At 63.1% G+C, this 20,397-nt stretch carries 18 protein-coding genes; 16 read left to right on the top strand and 2 right to left on the bottom strand.

Annotated elements, in window-relative coordinates:
- The first annotated feature begins 49 nt into the window (after nucleotides 1-49).
- From ASH01S_RS02660 to ASH01S_RS02640, 5 genes are all read left to right on the top strand, one after another.
- A complete protein-coding gene (locus tag ASH01S_RS02660; protein WP_067923013.1) occupies nucleotides 50-1,165 on the top strand; it encodes a transglutaminase domain-containing protein in 1,116 nt (371 codons plus the stop codon).
- On the top strand, nucleotides 1,162-2,685 hold the full coding sequence (locus tag ASH01S_RS02655) for a ComEC/Rec2 family competence protein (protein ID WP_067923011.1): 1,524 nt from the start codon (nucleotides 1,162-1,164) through the stop codon (nucleotides 2,683-2,685). The genes ASH01S_RS02660 and ASH01S_RS02655 overlap by 4 nt, the downstream gene beginning before the upstream one ends.
- A 149-nt stretch (nucleotides 2,686-2,834) precedes the next feature.
- Nucleotides 2,835-4,019: an NAD(P)/FAD-dependent oxidoreductase gene (locus ASH01S_RS02650; protein ID WP_067923009.1), complete on the top strand. Its 1,185-nt coding sequence runs from the start codon at nucleotides 2,835-2,837 to the stop codon at nucleotides 4,017-4,019.
- A 158-nt stretch (nucleotides 4,020-4,177) separates the two neighbouring features.
- On the top strand, nucleotides 4,178-5,206 hold the full coding sequence (gene holA, locus ASH01S_RS02645; RefSeq protein WP_067923007.1) for a DNA polymerase III subunit delta: 1,029 nt from the start codon (nucleotides 4,178-4,180) through the stop codon (nucleotides 5,204-5,206).
- A gap of 65 nt (nucleotides 5,207-5,271) precedes the next feature.
- A complete protein-coding gene (locus ASH01S_RS02640; RefSeq protein WP_067923004.1) occupies nucleotides 5,272-5,607 on the top strand; it encodes an alpha/beta-type small acid-soluble spore protein in 336 nt (111 codons plus the stop codon).
- Nucleotides 5,608-5,729: 122 nt separating this feature from the next.
- Here the strand turns inward: ASH01S_RS02640 and rpsT are convergent, their stop codons facing one another.
- On the bottom strand, nucleotides 5,730-6,011 hold the full coding sequence (rpsT, locus tag ASH01S_RS02635) for a 30S ribosomal protein S20 (RefSeq protein WP_067922999.1): 282 nt from the start codon (nucleotides 6,009-6,011) through the stop codon (nucleotides 5,730-5,732).
- Nucleotides 6,012-6,104: 93 nt separating this feature from the next.
- On the opposite strand from rpsT, the gene gpr reads away from it, so the two are divergent.
- Entirely contained in the window at nucleotides 6,105-7,148 is a 1,044-nt protein-coding gene (gpr, locus tag ASH01S_RS02630; RefSeq protein ID WP_245628905.1) for a GPR endopeptidase, read from the top strand.
- Nucleotides 7,149-7,220: 72 nt separating this feature from the next.
- Here gpr and ASH01S_RS19455 read toward each other — a convergent pair whose 3' ends face one another.
- Complete coding sequence (locus tag ASH01S_RS19455; RefSeq protein WP_067922996.1) at nucleotides 7,221-8,123, bottom strand: lytic transglycosylase domain-containing protein; 903 nt, start codon at nucleotides 8,121-8,123, stop codon at nucleotides 7,221-7,223.
- 192 nt (nucleotides 8,124-8,315) lie between these two features.
- Here ASH01S_RS19455 and ASH01S_RS02620 point away from each other — a divergent pair, with 192 nt between their 5' ends.
- The 10 genes from ASH01S_RS02620 (at nucleotide 8,316) to mtaB (ending at nucleotide 20,380) form a co-directional block, all read left to right on the top strand.
- Complete coding sequence (locus tag ASH01S_RS02620) at nucleotides 8,316-8,900, top strand: hypothetical protein (RefSeq protein WP_067922993.1); 585 nt, start codon at nucleotides 8,316-8,318, stop codon at nucleotides 8,898-8,900.
- Nucleotides 8,901-9,106: 206 nt separating this feature from the next.
- Nucleotides 9,107-10,921, top strand: a complete 1,815-nt coding sequence (gene lepA, locus ASH01S_RS02615; protein ID WP_245628904.1) for a translation elongation factor 4 — start codon at nucleotides 9,107-9,109, stop codon at nucleotides 10,919-10,921.
- 6 nt (nucleotides 10,922-10,927) lie between these two features.
- Nucleotides 10,928-12,121 (top strand): radical SAM family heme chaperone HemW, encoded by a 1,194-nt coding sequence (hemW, locus tag ASH01S_RS02610; protein ID WP_067922988.1) that lies wholly within the window; start codon nucleotides 10,928-10,930, stop codon nucleotides 12,119-12,121.
- 143 nt (nucleotides 12,122-12,264) lie between these two features.
- Nucleotides 12,265-13,302, top strand: coding sequence for a heat-inducible transcriptional repressor HrcA (gene hrcA, locus ASH01S_RS02605; RefSeq protein WP_444541717.1), 1,038 nt, complete (start codon nucleotides 12,265-12,267; stop codon nucleotides 13,300-13,302).
- Between the two features lie 27 nt (nucleotides 13,303-13,329).
- Nucleotides 13,330-13,989 (top strand): nucleotide exchange factor GrpE, encoded by a 660-nt coding sequence (grpE, locus tag ASH01S_RS02600; RefSeq protein ID WP_083516765.1) that lies wholly within the window; start codon nucleotides 13,330-13,332, stop codon nucleotides 13,987-13,989.
- Nucleotides 13,990-14,112: 123 nt separating this feature from the next.
- A complete protein-coding gene (gene dnaK / locus ASH01S_RS02595) occupies nucleotides 14,113-15,951 on the top strand; it encodes a molecular chaperone DnaK (protein ID WP_067922986.1) in 1,839 nt (612 codons plus the stop codon).
- Between the two features lie 114 nt (nucleotides 15,952-16,065).
- Nucleotides 16,066-17,178 carry a molecular chaperone DnaJ gene (gene dnaJ, locus ASH01S_RS02590; protein ID WP_067922983.1) on the top strand — a complete coding sequence of 371 codons (1,113 nt, stop codon included), beginning with the start codon at nucleotides 16,066-16,068 and terminating at the stop codon, nucleotides 17,176-17,178.
- 39 nt (nucleotides 17,179-17,217) lie between these two features.
- Nucleotides 17,218-18,180 (top strand): 50S ribosomal protein L11 methyltransferase, encoded by a 963-nt coding sequence (prmA, locus tag ASH01S_RS02585; protein ID WP_067922982.1) that lies wholly within the window; start codon nucleotides 17,218-17,220, stop codon nucleotides 18,178-18,180.
- Nucleotides 18,180-18,941, top strand: a complete 762-nt coding sequence (locus ASH01S_RS02580) for an RsmE family RNA methyltransferase (protein WP_067922980.1) — start codon at nucleotides 18,180-18,182, stop codon at nucleotides 18,939-18,941. The genes prmA and ASH01S_RS02580 overlap by 1 nt, the downstream gene beginning before the upstream one ends.
- A gap of 8 nt (nucleotides 18,942-18,949) precedes the next feature.
- Nucleotides 18,950-20,380, top strand: a complete 1,431-nt coding sequence (mtaB, locus tag ASH01S_RS02575; RefSeq protein WP_067922978.1) for a tRNA (N(6)-L-threonylcarbamoyladenosine(37)-C(2))-methylthiotransferase MtaB — start codon at nucleotides 18,950-18,952, stop codon at nucleotides 20,378-20,380.
- The last annotated feature ends 17 nt before the right edge of the window (nucleotides 20,381-20,397 follow it).

The following is a 20,397-nucleotide window of genomic DNA, read 5'->3' as shown; positions in this document are numbered from 1 at the left end:
GAGAACGGGATGTACGCGCAGACATCGGAGATAGACTAGGAGGGATGGCGTGGATATCAACTGGGTGACCGCGGGCTTGGCAGCGGTTGTCATGTTCTCAACATGGGCTGGGGTCCGCCGTGGGCTGGCGTATGAGAGTGGCCACGTGGTGGCGCTGGCGGTTTCGCTTGTCGTCGGGACGGCGGCATTGAGTCTCGCCTGGTGGGGCAGCAACCGGCTGAACGGGTTGGCTATGGAGGCCCATCCCGACGCAGTGCCGGATTTTCTGGCGCGGCTTGTGCAGTTCTGGCAGCAGGCGCCGGGGACGGCTCAATGGCTGGCGTTCGCGCTGATCTTTTTGCTGTCCGCCAGCCTAATTCGTGGGTGGTTGGACGTCCTGCCGCGAGGGGCTGCACGCATCGTTCCGAGACCATTGCGGCAAAACCGCATTCTCGGCGGCCTGATGGGCGCTGCGGTCGGCGCTGTACGGTGTGTGGCGCTGGGCGGACTGCTGTTTTTGGGCCTGCAGTATCTGAGCATGCCCACCGCACAGGCTTGGGCGCAAGCGTCGCCCCCGTATCGATGGCTGCAGAAAACTGTTTACCAACCTTGGCTGAAGCCGCTGATGAGCCGCGAGATTCCGGTGCTCAGCCAGGACGCCCTGCGGCCATTGACAGAAAACATAAACTTGGTCGCTGTGCCGGTGGGCGGCGACGAGAGTCGGGGCGTATTGGTGGTGCAAAAGCCGGTCGCTCAAGTGGCGGAACGGGTTACGCACGGGGACCGGACGGACAGAGAGAAGGCGTACGACCTGTACGAGTGGGAGATTCACCACGTGCACTACGATTGGAAGAAGTACGACGACTACGTCTACCACGGACACTGGGCCGAGCAGAGCCCTTTGACGACGTTGACCACCGGCAAGGGGGTATGCGCCGACTACGCGCTGTTGTATGCGGATATGGCTCACGCGGTGGGTCTGACCGTGAAGATTGACGAGGGAATCGGCGGCACCGCGCAGCAGCACGGCCCCCATGCCTGGAACGAGGTTTGGGACGCCCAGCAGCGCCGCTGGCTGGCGCTGGACACGACTTGGGGTGCTGAACAGGACATCTGGTTTGCCCCGCCCGATTTTTGGTCTACGCACATGCTTACCCATTCTATCGAAATCCAGGGGGCGCATTGATTCGAACCGGGCGTTGGCGCGGGCTCCTGTGCCTGGTCATTGTCGCCATCCTTTGTGGATTTTTCGTCGAGGGAAGGTCGGCCTGGACGCCGCTGCCCGTAGCCGCCGCGGCCTTGGGCATGACGGCGTGTCTGGGCGTTGGACTGTGGGGACGCAAGCGGCGTCATGCCGTATGGCTCTGCGTCTGCATGGCCGGGGCTGCCTTTTCCTTCGCTTGCGGTGCCTGGCGGGAAGCACAACGTCCGGTCTGGATAAACGCGTGGCTCGGACAGCCTGTGTTGGCCGAGGGAGTCCTTGAGCAGGTCAGTGCCGGCCGCGGTGGCACTCTCTGCACCTTGGAGGTGACCCGGTTGCGCCCGGTGGCAGATGCCAGTCTGTGGGAGCAGTGCCAAGTCACGACCCTATGGCTGGCAGATGACTCAGGCGATCCGCCCCAGCCCGGGGCCAGGGTGGCCCTGGCGGGGGTGTTGACCGCACCCAGCCGCTCTCTCCTACCCTGGCAGCCGCCGGAGTATGGTTTTCGCGGGCGCCTTCGGCACTGGAGCGTGCCGTCTCCGTCGCTGGAGGAGTGGCTGCACAGTAGAATGGATGAACATCTGGCGGTACTCGCCCCGGCCGGGGAGGCCGGCAATGTACCGCTGCTCGACAGCCTGGTGTTCGGCAGCGGGCAGGTAGAGCCCAACCTGCACCAGGAATTCCTCCGCGCGGGTCTGCTCCACGTGTTGGCGGCCAGCGGCGCCAATGTGGTGCTGCTGCTGTCGGCGTTGTCGCTTCTGCTGCGCCCCCTGCGTTGGCTGTATCCGCGCCGACTCCCGTTTTGCGTAGCGAAGCTTGCGTTCCTGTGCGAGTTCACCCGACTGTGCGGCGGGCAGCCTTCGATTGTACGGGCGGCTCTGATGGCGGCCTATCGGGAACTGGGCCTGGCATGGGCCAGGGCGCCGAAGACCATCGATGGTATGCTGGTGGCCGCGTGTGCCATGGCCATCTGGCGTCCCGCCACGCTCCTGGGCCTCAGCGCCTGGTTGTCCTTTGCCGCGACCGCCGCCATTCAGCATGCCCTCTCCCATGCTCCCCGGGTCACTGGCGGCAATCTGCGCCAGCGCCTTTGGGCCAAAGGGCTGGAGACGCTCTGGGTCTGCCTGATGGTCGAAGCGTGGTTGACCCCGTTCACTCTCCTCGTGTTCCATCAATTAACACCCTACGCTCTGCTCGCCAATCTGCTGGGTGAGCCGTTGCTCACTCTACTCCTGCCGCTGGCGACCGCGACAGACGCCCTGGCCCTGTTACCGCAGGTGGGGCCCGTTGTCCTCTTGACTCGGGGGGTGCTGCTGGCAACGTTGGCAGTGTTGCACGTGTTCTTGCAGTGGACAGGGTGGGTGGCACATCTGCCGGGGGCTTTGGTGCAGGCGCAGGTGGGCAATCCGTTGCTCATCGCCGCCTGGTACATGCTCTTGCTGCTCGCCCCTCGGGTGCGAAATTTTACAGCGCAGGTGTGGACGTCTATCGACAAGAATCGATAATAGTTCTTACCTAATCCTGAAACTGTGCTATACTCGTACTTTGGAACGGTCGTACATAGCGCGCCACGAAGTGGCACACTGGTATGGCATGCGCGGCCAAATGGCGGCGCATGGTAACTGGTATAGAGACCACGGAGAGGGAGAGGACAATGGCAAAGACGTTCGTTCTGGGCGCTGGCTACGCAGGGGCCATGGCGGCGGTGCAGCTGGACAAGATTGCTGAACCGTTCACATTGATCAACAAAACACCCTATCACACGCTCGTCACGTTGTTGCACGAGGCGGCCGGGGGACGGGGTACCCCGACCAACTACACGGTCAATCTGAGCGACCTTGTGCGGCGCGAGACGTCCAACATCGTCATTGACGAAGTCACTGGGATTGACCGGGAGAAGCGGGTGCTCAAAACCCGTTCCGGTCAGGAGCACGAGTACGAGTGGCTGGTCATCGCCCTCGGTTGGGTATCGGAGTACTTCGGAATTCCCGGTCTCAAGGAACACAGCCTGGTCCTCAACGACCTGGACACGGCGATTCAAATCCGGGAGCACATCGAACAACAGTTTGCCGCCTACAAGGACGATCCGAACCCAGAACGGCTTCGCATCGTGGTTGGCGGGGCCGGTCTGACCGGCGTGGAGCTGGCCGGTGAACTGCTGGATTGGCTGCCATCGCTGAGCGCGAAGTACGGCATCGACCGGAGCTTGGTGGAACTGCAGAACATTGAGGCGATGAGCACGATTCTCCCCATGATCTCTGAGTCGCTGCGCAGCGAAGCGGCCCGCATGCTGACCGAGAAGGGCGCGATTTTGCGCACCAACACCAAAATCGTCGAGGTGACGGAGAACGAGGTGCACCTGGAAGGCGGGGAGAGCGTCAAGGCTCGCACCATCATCTGGACCGGCGGTGTGCGTGCCAACCCGCTGTTGACCGAGGCGGGCTTCACCGTGGATCGCCGTGGGCGCGCGAAGGTGAACGAGTATCTGCAGTCTGTGGATGATCCCCGCATCTTCATCGGTGGAGACAGCGCCTGGGTCGAGGATGAGAATGGGCGCCCGCTGCCGCCCACGGCGCAGTACGCCACCCAAATGGGGTACGTGCTGGCCGCCAACGTCAGCTCGGCCATCCACCGTCAGCCTCTGCGCGCCTTCCATGCTCACAACATGGGCACGCTCGCCTCGGTGGGACCCGAGGTGGGTGTCGGCAACATGTTCGGGATTCCAGTCAAAGGACTGGCAGCAGGCTTGGCCAAGGAGGCCAGCAAGCTGAAGTATTTGTATCAGATTGGGGGTCTGCGGTTGACCGCGCAGAAGACCCCGGAAATCGCCCACTTTTGATGGCGTGCCGGCTGCGCCGCCGTCGTAGGGAGAGCCAAGGTGCGGCGGTGCGGAATGGCCGCTTCACCCGGCCCTGCGCGACGGGTGAAGCCGCATTCCCTGTCCCGCGGCGCCCGGCGTGGTCAGCTTCTAGCTGCCGCAGAAATGGGGATTGAGAAATGGATTGGTTGCAAGCGGTCGGCGCACTGAAGCGGGAACCTGTGCGGCCAGTGTATGCGCTGGTTGGCCCAGAACCGTTTTTGGTGCGCCGCTTTTTGCATCTTTTGGCGGAAAGGATGGGAGAGTCTGGGGCACCTCCGTTTGTGGAGCGCCACCGGTTTGACGAGGAGGGGTGCGCGGGCGCCATCGCCGCCTGCCAGACTCCCTCTTTATTTTCAGAAGCGAGCATTATTGTACTGGAGCAGGTTCACGCTCTGACCAGCGCGCGGGGGAATGGCAAGGTTGACCTCACCCCGTTGGAGGCGTACTTGGACCATCCGGTCCCCGACCGAGTCTTGGTGCTCACGGTGGAGGCGGATAAGCTGGACGAGCGCAAACGCGCGTCCAAGCTACTCAAGAAACACCGGATCGTGGATTGTCATCCCCCCAAGGACGCAGACGCGCAACGTCTCTTGCGCGAACTGGCGAATGAGCTCGGTCTGTCCATTGAGGACTCGGCGCTGAAAGAGCTGTGGCGGCGTTGCCGCATGCTGACCATGTGCCGGCAGGAATTGGACAAACTCGCGGCGTACGCGGCCGGTGACCGCATCGACGCGGCGGTGGTCGAGGAATTGGTAGCGGAGCCGGTGGAAGACAATGTCTTTCACTGGGTAGAAGGTGTCCTTCAAGGCAAGGCACAGACAAGTGTGCGCATCATGAATGAAATGCGCATGCGCGGGACGGACGCACTCTCCCTCCTGGCATTGATCGCCCATCGTCTGCGTCTGATAGGTTTTGTCCGGATCTTTCAACAACAGGGGATACCAGAGACCACAATGGCTGCACGCTTGCGCGCGCATCCGTTCGCCGTCAAGCAGGCGGCGCGCATGGCGGCCATGGTGTCCATTACGCAGGTTGAGCAATTGCTGCTCATTGTCGCCGACGCCGAGCATGACATCAAGTCTGGGCGAGCGGATGCAGACTTGGCGCTGGAGTGGGTGGTCATGGCTTGCCTGGCGAGTAGCAGCAGGCCAGCTTGGGCAAGGTAATCCTGAGGCCAAGTGGCGGGGATGTCAAGGATAACGCCACAGAAGCCAGTAAGGAGGGTGTTGCGATGGCCAGACGGCGCAACCGCCTGCTGGTGCCCGAAGCCAGACAGGCCATGGACCAGTTGAAGCAACAGGTGAGCGACGATGTTCAGGGATCCGCACCCGACACGCAACCAGCGCCGCCCATTGCCGCCGCCATACCGGGGACACCAGCGGCCGCACCTGTACAGGGGCAGCGCCCACGGGCTCAGGTGCAGCAGATTCGACGCATCGATGGTGGTCAGCTGACGACGCGGGAGGCCGGCGAGTTGGGTGGAGAAATTGGCGGCAACATGGTCAAGCGGCTGATTGAGATCGCGGAGCAGGAACTGGCGCAGAAGGAGAAGCCGCCGCTGCTGTGAGACTCAGCGCGCCTCCTGAGCCCGGGAACGGGGGAGCAGCGGGCCCGGGGCATAAAAAACGACCCATCACGGGCCGTTTTGCGTATGGAAATCGTTGCGCCTACAACCGAGGGCGACCCCGCCTATTCGGCGGCGTGCGCCTTCGCATACGCGTTGAACTGCCGAGCCATGCGCGACTTGCGGCGGTTTGCGTTGTTGCGGTGAATGATACCCTTCGTGACAGCCTTGTCCAAGGCGCGCGTCGCCGCACGCAGAACCAGACGGGCTTGTTCCACATCATCCTGCGTCAGCGCAGCATCAAACTTTTTTAACGTCGTGCGCAACGACGACTTCAGCGCTTTGTTGCGAAGCGTCCGGCGAGCGGTGATGTGCACACGTTTTTCTGCGGACTTGATGTTTGGCACGCATTTCACCTCCCCGGGCCAAAAGGCTCAAATGACGGAGCATAGTTTATCACATCGGCGTTGCGACCTGCAACAGGACGTGAGGTGAAGTCATTGTCTCGCTACAGGCAGTTGCTTGCCCGCCAACGGGAGCGGGCGCAGGCCGTTCGTCTCCAACCGTCGGACGACTGGCCCAGTTTGGATCTGGCCCTGGAAGCCCACGAGCTTGCTCGCGGCGGGGATGACCCAATCTCCGGCGTAGACCTGGTGGAAGAAGAGCCTTACGAGGACATCCACGTCTCCCGTGTGCACGTGCGCACCAAGCAGGGGGAGCGGCGGATAGGCAAGCGAAAGGGCAGGTACGTCACCCTGGAAGCTCCTGGCCTGCGTCGCCGTGATCCGGATCTGCAAAACCGGGTGGTTGAGGTATTGCGGGACGAGTTTCACGCTCTGCTCAAGATCGACGACAAAGCCAGCGTCTTGGTGATCGGCCTCGGCAACGCCAACGTCACGCCTGACGCGTTTGGGCCACTGGTGGTCGAGCGCCTGTTCGTCACCCGCCACCTGTTTCAGCTGATGCCGGAATTGCGGGACGAGGGATACCGCACCGTGGCAGCGATGGCGCCTGGGGTGCTGGGGGTGACTGGCATTGAAACCCTGGAAGTGGTGCGCGGGGTTGTTGAACATGTACAGCCGGACTTGGTGATCGCCCTGGACGCGCTGGCTTCCCGCTCTCTGTCCCGCGTGCATTCGACGATTCAGATTGCCGACAGCGGCATCCACCCGGGGTCGGGTGTGGGCAATCACCGTCGTGAATTGACGATGGAGACGCTCGGGGTGCCTGTATACGCCATCGGCGTCCCCACCGTCGTTCAGGCGTCCACCATCGCCGGCGACTGTTTGGAACGGTTGCTCAACCGGTTGCGGCAGTCGGTTCCTGGGAACGGGGCCAACCAGATTTTTGATCGGTTTTCAGCGCTGGAGAAGCGGCAGATGGTGGACGAGGTATTGGCGCCGATGGGCGACAACCTGATGGTCACGCCGAAAGAAGTGGATGAGTTCATCGAAGACATCTCGCAACTGGTCGCCAAGGCATTAAATCTGGCCCTGCATCCGGAGATGACGATGGATGAAGCGGACGTGCTGACGCACGGATAGGTAGGATGGTGAAATGGTGGGACTGCGGCGGGGCAGTCAGGGCCCACCCCGCGGATAGGATGGGCCCTTGGCTCAGACACCGCTGGCTCCTGACTGCTGATAGTGAGCGGCCAGGTCGAGGACACGGGCAACATACTGCTGCGTTTCGGCATAGGGCGGGACACCCTGGTACGCTTCCACGGCGCCCGGGCCGGCGTTGTACGCGGCCAGAGCTAACCGCACGTTGCCGTTAAACTGGTTAAGCAGCTGGGCTAGATAACGGGTTCCGCCCATGATGTTCTGCACCGGGTTGAACACATCGGTCACCCCGAGGGCACGAGCCGTCGCCGGCATCAACTGCATCAACCCGGCGGCACCGGTGCGGCTCACCGCATCGCTGCGTCCGCCGGATTCCTGCTGGATGACGGCGCGAATAAGCGACGAAGGCACATGGTAGCGGGCCGCGGCCGCATCCACAATCTGATTTAGGTCGGCTCCGAGGGTGGGCCCACCCGTTCCGTCGCCGCTCGCTGAACCGGTCTGGTTGGTCCCCTCCGCTGCCTCCATGGCCAGGGTCGAGGCGCCGTCCGCCGCGCCGAGGTTCGGGTTGGACGGAACCGCCGCGCCCATCAGCGCGGCCAACTCCATCCCCCAAGTGGAGGCATTGGCTGTCCATGGGCTCGCCAGGTCTGAGTCCAACAGGCTGGCGGGCGAGACTTCCCCATCCTGCCCGATAAGGGTGTCCGCGTCCAGGGTCGAGGGCTGTGCGCTCTCCAGCATCGCCTGCAGGAGCATCTGCACGGCGGTGGACACGGCGCTCGATCCGGATGTCGGCAAGGCTTGGTCGAGACTGTCCTCCGCCCCCAGCGGCAGACTCGGCAGCGCGCTGAGCGATTGCGCCAACAGGGTGGCGAACGCCTCTCCGTCGCCGCTGGTCTGGGTGTTGACGAGCGGCTGTGACGCCGCACCGGCCTGCACAGCATTGACACCGTTCACGTTAACCCTCCTCTCGTTGTTTCAGCCCGGCAGCGAACGGCTGCGGGCAAACCTCTTCTTTATTCGACATTCTTGATTCGACATCCTTCGCGGGGAACCCTGCCAGCCTCTCCGTTTACCTATCATCATGCTTCATAAAGCCGCTAGAATCATAAACTTGCGATCAGCGCGTATACATGGTGGCAAGAAGCCATGTTCATCGGCTGGGACAAGCCGGCGGCACTGTCCTCGCGGGTGGGCCTGAAGCGGGGGATGAAGATGAACGACGAACTGGAGTCCCTGTGGCGGACCGGCAAACGCCTGTTGGCCGCAGTCGTATTTGTCTGTCTGTTGGTGGGAGCGGGATCGGCCGTGGTCACCGCCTTGGCGGCTGGTATAAATTCTCTCTCTCAGTTCTCGGCAAACCGGGGTGCGGCCACGTCGCCATCGGCGCCCGTCAGCGCACAGCCAGAGGGGTATGCCAACAGAACAGCAACCGGGAGTAACGCGGCCACAGGCGGGAACGACGGCGCCGATTTAGGACTGGCATCGGCCGGTGATGGGGTATCGGGTGTCGGGGGTGCGCCTGCCGACTCGGCGTCTGAGGCCGGGGCCGCCGGCACGGGCTCGGTTTCATCGAGCCAGGGAGGGCAATTTTACAGCCCGGTCGGCGAGGCGATTGATCAAGGAGGGGTTGTGTTGGGGGACAAAGTGCAGCAAGGGTTCGGGCAACTGTTGGGCAGCTTGCTGCGGGCGCTGTTCTTCGAGCGGCCGGCCCGTGGACTGACTGGGAACTGACCGGACCCGACAGCGTCAAGCGGGCGCGTTGGCTCTCCCAGGCGATTGCCTGGGAGACGGCGAGTCTCCTGTGCGTGGGACGCCGACACGGCCACGGGCATGGCCGCGGTGTGGTATAATCTCCTTCGTACTTTGTGCGGGCGTCCGGCGAGGGTGTGTACCCTTGATGGACGCCCTAGGCGGAGATGGAGGAGGGTGCACGGTCCGTGCCCGACAACCAGTCCCATGTGCAAGAACGCATCCGCAACTTCTCAATCATCGCCCATATCGACCATGGGAAGTCCACGCTGGCGGATCGCATCCTGGAACTGACACACACCGTCAGCGAGCGAGAGATGCAGGACCAGCTGCTCGACCAGATGGACCTCGAGCGGGAACGAGGCATTACCATCAAGCTGCAGCCGGTGCGGCTTATCTATACAGCGCAGGATGGGAAGGAGTACATCCTGAATCTGATTGACACCCCTGGCCACGTCGACTTTACGTACGAAGTCTCGCGCAGCCTGGCCGCCTGCGAGGGCGCGCTGCTGGTCGTCGACGCGGCGCAGGGGATTGAGGCGCAGACGCTGGCCAACGTCTACTTGGCGCTGGACAACAACCTGGAGATCTTGCCGGTCATCAACAAGATCGACTTGCCGAGCGCAGACCCGGAGCGGGTCAAACGGGAAATCGAAGACGTCATCGGCCTGGATGCCAGCGACGCGGTCTTGACTTCGGCCAAGACTGGGGTTGGCGTGGCCGACGTGCTCGAGCAGATTGTCGCCAAGGTACCGCCGCCGACGGGGGATGCGGACGCTCCGCTAGAGGCGCTCATCTTCGATTCCCATTACGATCCGTACCGCGGCGTAATAGTCTACGTGCGCGTCGTCAACGGGGTGCTGAGGCCAGGCATGCGGGTGCGCATGATGGCCACCGGGGCGGAGGTGGAGCTGACCGAGGTGGGCGTGTTTCGACCGGCCCTGACGCAGGCGGACCAGCTCGGACCGGGCGAGGTCGGGTATTTGGCTGGAGCCATCAAGGACGTGCGCCTGACGCGGGTCGGAGACACGGTGACGTCGGCCGAGCGTCCGGCGGCAGCCCCCCTGCCCGGGTACCGGCGCATCAACCCGATGGTGTTTTGCGGCTTATACCCGGTGGACAGCAACGATTTCCAGGATCTGCGGGAAGCCTTGGAGAAACTGGGTCTCAACGATGCGGCGCTCAGCTTTGAGCCGGAGACCTCGAGCGCTCTCGGGTTTGGCTTCCGCTGCGGCTTTCTGGGGCTGTTGCATATGGAAGTGGTGCAGGAAAGATTGGAGCGCGAGTATGGGCTGACGCTCATCACAACCGCTCCCAGCGTCGTGTACCACGTCTACCTGACTGACGGTAGCCGCAGGGAGATTGACAACCCGAGCGACATGCCGCCGGCCGACCGCGTGGACCGGGTCGAGGAGCCGTATGTGAAGGCTTCGGTGATTGTCCCGAACGACTTCGTGGGCCCGGTCATGGAGCTGTGCCAGGAGAAGCGGGGCGAGTTTCAGGACATGCAGTACCTGGACACCACCCGGGTGACGCTGGTCTACGAGCTGCCGTTGGCCGAGATCGTCTATGACTTCTTCGACCGGCTCAAATCGTCCACTCGCGGGTACGCCTCTTTTGATTACGAACTGATTGGTTACAAACCGTCGAATCTGGTGAAGATGGACATCCTGCTCAACGGCGAGGTCGTCGACGCCCTTTCCTTCATCGTGCACCGTGATAAGGCGTACACACGCGGGCGGGCGCTGTGTGAGAAATTGAAGGAACTGATTCCGCGGCAGATGTTCGAGGTGCCGATTCAGGCGGCCATCGGAAACCGGGTGGTCGCCCGCGAGACGATTCGCGCCATGCGCAAGAATGTCTTGGCCAAGTGTTACGGCGGAGATATCACACGCAAGCGCAAGCTGTTGGAAAAACAAAAGGAAGGCAAGAAGCGGATGAAGCAGGTGGGCCGCGTGGAGGTTCCGCAAGAAGCCTTCATGGCCGTCCTGAAGATGGAGTGATGCAAGGTGACCGACACCCGGTCCGGGGTTGGACCCCATCGGCAGCCTCCGGCGGCGTCGCTGTACGTCCACATTCCGTTTTGTGCGAGCCGCTGCTTCTACTGCGACTTCACCACCTATGTGGCGCCGGCGTCAGCGCGGCAATCGTATTTGGAAGCCCTGTCCAAAGAGTTGGCGTTGTTGGCCGCGGAGGTGCGCACGCCGCTGGAGACCGTGTTTTTCGGCGGCGGCACGCCGACGTTGCTCGACAGCCGGCAGTGGGACCAACTGCTGACCGGTCTGCGCCGGGTGCTGCCCATCGCTGACAACGCGGAAATCACCGTCGAGGCCAATCCGGAAACGGTAGACGTGGAGAAGCTGCGGGTGTTGGCCGGGCACGGGGTCAACCGCCTCAGCTTCGGCGCCCAGACCCTGAACGACAGGCTGCTGCTCGCCATCGGCCGCCTGCACGATGCGGACACCGTATTGCGCAGCATCGACCAAGCGCAGCGGGCTGGTTTTTCCCGCATCAATGTAGATTTGATGTTCGGCCTGCCGGATCAATCCATGGCGGACGTGGAGGCTTCGCTGCGGACCATGGCCGATCTCGGCGTCGAACACCTGTCCGCCTACTGGCTCAAAGTGGAAGCCGGAACCCCGTTCGCCGATTGGCTCGACCAAGGACGGCTCAATCTGCCCGGGGAAGACCTGGAGGCCCAGATGTACGAAAGGGTGCGCGAATACCTGACCGCGCAGGGGTACGTGCATTACGAGATCAGCAACTTCGCGAAACCGGGGGGCGAGGCCAGGCACAACCTGGTCTATTGGCGCAACTATCCCTACTTGGCCGCCGGTGTCGGAGCGCACGGCTATGTCGGCGGCGTCCGCTACGAGAACGTGAGGAACTTGGCCGCATATAATCAGATGCTGGCAGAGGGGCGCCGGCCGATTCAGGAGTCGCAGGCGGTGTCTGCCCAGGAAGCGGCGGAGGACACGATGATGCTGGGACTGCGCTTGGCGGAAGGTGTGGCCGACGCGCGCTTCCGGCGCCAGCACGGATGCGGCATTCGCGACGCATTTGGCCCGGTGGTGCAGCGGCTCGTCGATCTCGAGTTGGTGGAGTGGCAGGGCGGGAGCCTGCGCCTGACTCACCAAGCCTGGCCGGTGGCCAACCTCGCATTCGCGCCCTTCGTCGGCACGCTGACCGCCGCATCTGTCTGAGCTGCGCAGACCGTCTGTGGTTCCGCGGGAATTGACAATGGTCGAGGCATTTTGCTATTGTCAAGATACGGTTTAGCACTCGATCGATGTGAGTGCTAATGTGAGGTGCTCGTCGGGTCGCAGTGAATCCTCGGGAGGAGGCGATGGCGGTGCTGACTGACAGGCAGAAGCTCATCCTGGGCGCCGTTGTCGAAGATTATGTGTTCTCTGCCGAACCCGTGGGGTCTCGAACGTTGTCCAAGCATGAACGGATCCGTTACAGTGCGGCGACCATCCGCAATGAGATGGCTGATTTGGAAGAAATGGGGTACCTTGCACAGCCCCACACGTCTGCTGGGCGAGTTCCGTCCCAACGCGGGTATCGGTTTTACGTAGACCATTTAATGATGCAGACCGAGATTGATGCCCAAACCGTCCAGCGTCTGCGCGAGGTTTTCCAGCAGCGCATCGACGCGGTCGAGCGGATGATACAGCAGACGGCGGTCGTGGTCTCGCAGTTGACTTCATACACATCGATTGTGTCGGGCCCGAGGCGGAACTCGGAACGAATCCGCCAGGTGCAGATCATCGCGCTGTCGCCAGGGTGCGCGGTTGCCATTGTGGTGACCAACACGGGGACGGTGTACGACCGGCCCATCCGTTTGCCGGACGACATGTCGGCGCAGGAATTGGAGCGGCTGGTCAATTTGCTCAACAGCAAATTGGCCGGAAGCCCGCTGGCCTACATGAAATCGACGCTGCACCAGGAAATCGCCAGGGATATGGCCGGCGTCCTGGAGCACTACGAAGGCGCTCTGGGCGTCCTCGATGAACTGTTACGGGTTGCCGAAGAGAAAAGGGAGCCTGTGTTTGTCGGCGGGGCCATCAATGTGTTGGCGCAGCCCGAGTTTCACGATGTTGAGAAGGCGCGGCCGCTGCTGGCCCTGTTGGAGCAGGTGGACGCGCTATACAGTGTGCTGCCGGACGAAGAAGGCGGCATTTCGGTGCGCATCGGCGAAGAAAACGCCGTCCCGGCGCTGCAGGATTGCACCGTGATTGCGGCCACCTATTCCGTCGGCGGGCAACCGGTCGGTCGTATTGGAGTGCTCGGTCCCACTCGCATGAATTACGCGCGTGTGATGCAGATACTCGATTACACCGCCGGAGCTTTGACAGACACTTTGCAGCGCCGATTGGGCTGACACGGGCGATGCTCGAGGGGGATGGACATGACAGCCAACGAAGCACAGAACGAGGAACAGGGGACCCAGGAGACGACGCCGGAAACGCTGGAGTCGCGGGTTGACCTTGGGCACGGCGAGGGCGCCGACGCCGCAGTCGGGGGGCAGGCGGAGGAAGCCGCCGCACCGGTGGCGGAAGCTCCGGCGGATGCCGGGGACCAGGCCGGGCCGGCGTGCGAATCGGATGCCGAGGCGCCGGCGGCTGCTATTGAGGAAGTGCAGGAACTGCGCGAGCAGGTGCAGGAGCTGCATGATCAACTCCTGCGTGCCCGCGCTGATTTTGAAAACTACCGCCGTCGCACGCGGCAGGAGATGGAGGACCTGCGCAACTTTGCCACCCGCCAGCTGCTGTCCGACCTGCTGCCGGTGGTAGACAACTTCGACCGGGCGCTCAGCGCCATCGCAGGCCAAGCCGAGGTGCGGGAAGGCATCGAGATGGTACACAGACAGCTGTTGGCCCTGCTCGCCAAGCACGGCGTAGAGGCAATGGAGACGGTTGGTCAAGCGTTCGATCCGAAGGTGCACGAAGCTGTCATGCAGGAACCGGCGGGCGACCGCGAGGTGGGCATCGTCGCGGAAGAACTGCAAAAGGGTTACTTGCTGCATGGTCGCGTGTTGCGGCCCGCGATGGTAAAGGTGACCGTGTGAACTACAGGCTTGTTGAACCTGGGCGCAGAACGTCTGCCCCAGGGGTGTTTGTGCGCATGTGTGCCGTACGGCGGGGGCCCGTCCGGGCCGTCAAGTTGTCGAGGACAGAGGAGGACGCGTGACATGGCAAAGGTCATTGGAATCGATTTGGGTACCACGAACTCGTGTGTCGCAGTGATGGAGGGCGGAGAAACGGTTGTCATCCCGAACGCGGAGGGAAATCGCACCACTCCGTCGGTGGTGGCGTTCTCGAAGGACGGTGAGAGGTTGGTCGGCGATGTCGCGAAGCGTCAGGCCATCACCAACCCAGACCGGACCATCATTTCCATCAAGCGCCACATGGGCAGCGACTACAAGGTGCGAGTGGACGACAAATCGTACACGCCGCAGGAAATTTCGGCGATGATTCTACAGAAGCTGAAGGCCGACGCCGAAGCATACTTGGGAGAACCGGTGACGCAGGCGGTTATCACGGTGCCCGCCTATTTCAGCGACAGTCAGCGGCAGGCGACCAAAGACGCCGGCAAAATTGCCGGTCTGGAGGTGCTGCGCATCGTCAACGAGCCTACCGCCGCAGCGCTCGCCTACGGGTTGGATAAGGAAGACGACCAGACGATTCTGGTGTATGACCTCGGCGGTGGCACGTTCGACGTGTCGATTCTGGAGTTGGGCGAGGGCGTGTTCGAGGTCAAGGCGACCAGCGGCAACAACCACTTGGGCGGCGACGACTTTGACCAACGCATTATGGATTACCTGGCAGATACGTTCAAGCGCGACACCGGCATCGACCTGCGCCAGGATCGGATGGCGATGCAGCGTTTGAAGGACGCCGCCGAAAAGGCGAAGAAGGAGCTTTCCTCGACGTTGACGACGACCATCTCGCTGCCGTTCATCTCGGCCGACGCCAGCGGCCCGAAGCACCTGGAGGTCAATCTCACGCGCGCCAAGTTCGAAGAGTTGACCGCCGATCTGGTGGAGAAGACGCTGGGACCGACGCGCCAGGCGCTGGAGGACGCCGGCTTGACCGCGGCACAGATTGACAAGGTCGTGCTGGTAGGTGGATCTACGCGCATTCCGGCGGTCCAGGAGGCTATCAAACGGCTGATTGGCAAAGAGCCGTCCAAAGGCGTCAATCCGGACGAGGTGGTCGCCATCGGCGCGGCGATTCAGGCGGCCGTGCTGACGGGCGAGGTCAAGGACGTGGTCTTGCTCGACGTGACGCCGCTGTCCTTGGGCATCGAGACGCTAGGCGGGGTGTTCACGAAGCTGATAGAGCGCAACACCACGATTCCGACTTCGAAGAGCCAGATCTTCTCGACCGCTGCGGACAACCAGACGTCGGTGGAAATCCACGTCCTTCAGGGCGAGCGCGAGCTGGCGCGCGACAACAAGACACTCGGCCGCTTTACCCTCAGCGATATCCCGCCGGCGCCGCGAGGTGTGCCGCAGATTGAAGTCACGTTTGACATCGACGCCAACGGCATCGTCAACGTTTCCGCCAAGGACCTGGGCACGGGCAAGAGTCAGCGGATTACCATCACTTCGTCCAGTGGCCTGAGCAAAGATGAGATCGACCGTATGGTCAAAGAGGCGGAGTTGCACGCGGAAGAGGATCAGAAGCGGCGCGAGCAGGTGGAAATCCGCAACCAGGCTGACCAACTGCTGTATCAAACCGAGAAGAGCCTGAAAGAGCTTGGGGACAAGGCGGACGCCGATTTACGCAAAGAGGCGGAGGAGAAGCAGCAAAAGCTACGCGACGCTCTGAACGGCAGCGATACGGAGGCCATCCGGCAGGCTTCCGACGCGTTGACGCAGGTGCTGCACAGGCTCTCTACCAAGCTCTACGAGCAGGCAGCTCAGACAAGCGCGTCCGGAGCCACCGGCGCGTCGACCGGCGCCAAGAGTGGGTCGTCGGATAATGTGGTGGACGCGGACTATAAAGTTGTGGATGAAGACAAGTAACCTTCGGGCTTGGCGCGTGCAAACACCGACAGCTTCGAAAAGGGCATGGCAGCGACTGGCGGCCGTTTGCCCTTTTCGACTGTCGGGAGAGACTGGGGAAGCGGAGGATAAGGCGTGAGCAAGCGAGACTACTACGAGGTGTTGGGTGTCGACCGCAACGCCTCCGCAGACGAGATCAAAAAAGCGTATCGCCGGCTCGCTCGCAAGTACCATCCAGACGTGAACAAGGACGACGCTGACGCCGCCGAAAAGTTCAAGGAGGTCTCCGAGGCCTACGAGGTGTTGTCGGATCCGCAAAAGCGCGCTCGTTACGACCAATTCGGCCACGAGGATCCGGCTCAGGGGATGGGTGGCGCAGGCTTTAGCGGCGCCGACTTCGGGGGCTTCGGCGACATTTTCGACATGTTTTTTGGCGGCGGCCGCAGCCGCGGTCCGCACCGGGGCGACGACTTGGAATACGAGCTGCAAATTGACTTTGAGCAGGCGGCGTTCGGGGTCGAGGAGGAGATTTCGGTCCCGCGTACCGAGACCTGCCCGACGTGCCATGGGTCCGGGGCGCGTCCCGGAACCCGGGTCGACAAGTGTCCGGTATGTAACGGTACCGGGGAGCAGCAGAGCGTGGTGGACACCCCGTTTGGCCGAATGGTCAACCGTCGCGTCTGTACCGCTTGCCGCGGCCGCGGCGTCCGGATTCAAAGTCCGTGCCCGGATTGCCAGGGGCAGGGACGGAAGCGGATTCGCCGCAAGGTCAAGGTCAAGGTCCCGGCAGGCGTCGACAGCGGCAACCGGCTACGCATTCCCGGCGCGGGCGAAAGCAGCCCCGACGGCGGGCCGCCGGGAGATCTGTACATCGTCATCCGGGTGCGCCCGCACAAACTGTTTGAGCGCGACGGTACCAACGTTTACGTGGACGTCCCGCTCACCTTCGTGCAGGCGGCGCTGGGGGATGAAATTGAGGTGCCGACGCTCGACGGTCCGGTCAAACTGCGGATCCCGGAGGGGACGCAGACGGGGACGTCGTTCCGCCTGCGCGGGCGCGGGATCGTGCGCCTGAACAGCCATCACCGCGGGGATCAGCATGTGCGGGTGCATGTCATCACCCCGACCAACCTGACGGATCGCCAGCGGGAATTGCTGCGGGAACTGGGCAAAGAACTGGGAGAGACGCCGCACGAGCAGTCGCGAACGCTGATTGAGCGGATGAAGAGCGCCCTGTTTGACAATTGACGTAGACGATGACCGGCAGGGCCGAACAGGGCAGGAAGGATGAAGAAGGTGCGCTGGTGGCAGTTGAACGTACGGGTCCCGAGCGAGTCTGCAGAGGCGCTTGCGGCACTGTTGCAGGAGTGGCCGGAGGTCGGCGGCGTGGCGATGGAAGGCGATGTGGCCACCGCGCCGGGCCATCCTGAGTGGGGAGAATGGTTTGACGACTCGCTGCTGACCAAGGCCCGGTTCACTCACATCCAGGTGTACGTGCCCGAGTTGACGAGGGAGCAGGAGATTCGCCGGCGGGCCGAGGAGGCGCTGACGAAGGTCGAGCAGGGCGGCCTGGACATTGCGGGCGCCCGCGCCAGCGTCGGCCTGCGGCTGGTCGACGAGAGTGAATGGGACAACGTCTGGAAGCAGGATTTCGAGCCGCTGTCCGTCGGCCGGCGGCTGCGCATTGTGCCGCGCTGGCAGGCGGACGCGGACACGCAGGAGCATCTGGGGCGCATCGCGCTGCGCTTGGAACCAGGAATGGCTTTTGGCACCGGCATGCATGAAACGACTCAGCTCTGTCTGGAGGCGTTGGAGGACTTCGTGCGTGCAGACAGCCGAGTGCTGGATATCGGCTGCGGCACCGCCATCCTGGCCATAGCCGCCGCGAAGCTGGGGGCTCGGGAAGCCACCGCCATCGACATCGATCCGGTCGCTGTCGACGTTGCCCGGGAAAACGTGCGCGACAACCGCGTGGACGACCGGGTGCAGGTACGCCAGGGCGACCTGCTCACGGCGGTCGCGGAATCGGGCTTTGACCTGGCGGTGGCCAACATCCTGCGCGACATCATCGTGCGACTCGCCCCGCAGGCGGCCGCCAAGCTTCGGCCCGGCGGCGTCTTCATCAGTTCCGGCTTTGTCCACGAACAGACGCCGCCGATTGAGGACGCTTTGACTAGGGCAGGGATGCGCATCGTCGAGCGGCGCAGCCGCGGCGACTGGCTGGCCCTGGTGGCGGTGAACGAGCGGTGATGCCGCGCGTCTTCCTCGCCCATCCACCAGAGTTGGGGCAGACGATTTGGGTGGATGGAGACGAGGGACATCACTTTGTCCGCGTCCTGCGCGCCCGCATCGGCGAACAGGTGGCCGTGGTGGGCAGCGGAGTGGCGTGTCTGGCGCGCATCGTCGAGATGGACAAGCAAGCTGGGGCGTTTGCGTTGCTGCCGGAGCGCGTGTTGCCCAGCCATGAGTCGCGAGTGCCGGTGTACCTGATTCAGGGGCTCGCCAAAGGTGATAAAATAGATTCCATCATACAGCAGGCCACGGAAATCGGCGTGGCTGGCTTTTTATTGCTAGAGACCGAACGCTCGGTGGCCCGCGTGGAGCCGCGCCGCGCCGAGGCGAAGCTGACCCGCTGGCGGCGGGTGGCGCGTGAGGCGGCGGCCCAGGCGCAAAGGGATGTCATTCCGTCGGTCGACTTGGCGGTGACAATGGTCGACGCGGCGCGCTGGCTGCAGTCGCGGAGCGTCGGGTCGCCGTTCCTGCTCGATGAGGCGGAGACGAGCCACGGGCTGCGCGCGGCTGTGGCGGCGGTCCGCAAGCGCGAGGATAAGGCGGCGATGGCGGTTGTGGTGGGCCCGGAGGGCGGCTGGAGTGACGCGGAGCGACGGGAATGGGCGCGCGCCTGCGACGCGGTGCCGGTGACCCTGGGGCCGCGCATTCTGCGCACCGAGACGGCCGGCCCAGCGGCTGTGGCGGCGATTCTGTACGAATTGGATGAGTTGGGGGGATAATCCGCGCCATGCCGACGGTGGCGTTTCACACATTAGGGTGCAAGGTCAACTTTTATGATACCGAGGGCATCTGGCAGCGCTTCAAGGCGGCGGGGTACCAGCAGGTGCCGTTTGAGGAAGTGGCAGATGTGTATGTCATCAACACCTGCACGGTCACCAACACGGGCGACCGCAAGTCGCGGCAGATGATTCGCCGCGCCGTGCGCACCAATTCGGAGGCAACGGTGGTGGTCACCGGCTGTTATGCGCAGGTGGCGGCGGACGAGGTGGCGGCGATAGAGGGCGTTGACTTGGTGGTGGGCAACGACCGAAAGTCGCAGATCGTGGACCTGGTGGATAGCATCCGCCGCGAGCAGAACCCGTTTCCAGCCGTCCGCAAATCGGTTGGCAACATCCTCAAAACGCGGGCCTTCGACGAACTGGATGTACCCTATTTTGAGGAGCGTACGCGCGCCAACCTGAAGATTCAGGACGGGTGCAACAACTTTTGCACTTTCTGTCTGATTCCATGGGCGCGCGGCTTGATTCGCAGCCGCCAACCGGAGAAGGTGTTGGCCCAGGCGCGCAAGCTGGCTAAGGCGGGCTATCGCGAGATCATCCTGACCGGGATACACACCGGCGGCTACGGGGCAGACTTGAACGGGTATCGGCTGGCCCACCTGCTGGAGGACCTGGAGACCATTGACGAACTGTATCGGGTGCGCATCAGTTCCATTGAAGCCAGTGAGATTGACGACCACCTGATTGAGGTCCTGGACAGGTCGCGCAAGGTCTGCCGACACCTGCACATCCCGTTGCAGGCCGGGCACAATCAGGTGCTCAAGCGCATGAACCGCCACTACACGGTGGAGGAGTACGCCGACAAGCTGCGCCGTCTGCGGCAAGCACTGCCCGGGGTGGCCATCACCAGCGATGTGATAGTCGGTTTTCCGGGCGAGACAGACGCGTTCTTCGCCGAGGGCGAAGCGTTCATCCGCGAACAGCAGTTTGCCCAATTGCATGTCTTTCCGTACTCCCCTCGTCGAGGCACACCGGCCGCCAAGTTTCCGGACCAGGTGGCGGACGAGGTGAAGGAGGAGCGTTCTCAGCGGCTGCTGCAGTTGTCGCGCGAATCGACCCTGCGCTACGCACAAAGCCAGCGCTCTCGTCTGCTGGAGGTGATTCCGGAGGAGCCCTGCGGGGACGGCGGCAAGCCAGGCGCAGGTCCCAACGGGGAGGCCGGGTTCTGGTTGGTGGGGCGGACGGACAACTACTTGAAGGTCGCCTTCCCCGTGCCGGCGGGTACGCGGGCTGAGGACTTGACCGGTGAGGTGTGCCGTGTGCGCTTGGTGCGCTGCTCCGATGATGTCCAGTGTGCCGAATTCGTGGAGCAGGTGACGAGCAGCGAGGACGGCTGGCCGCAGCCGAAGACCGGTTGGACAGCAGCGATGGAAGCCTAAGCCTCGGGAGGAATGAA

The sequence above is a fragment of the Alicyclobacillus shizuokensis NBRC 103103 genome, assembly GCF_001552255.1.
Lineage (GTDB): Bacteria > Bacillota > Bacilli > Alicyclobacillales > Alicyclobacillaceae > Alicyclobacillus_G > Alicyclobacillus_G shizuokensis.
The sequence above is the reverse complement of the archived record's forward strand: the minus strand, read 5'-3'. Positions and strand labels throughout refer to the sequence as shown.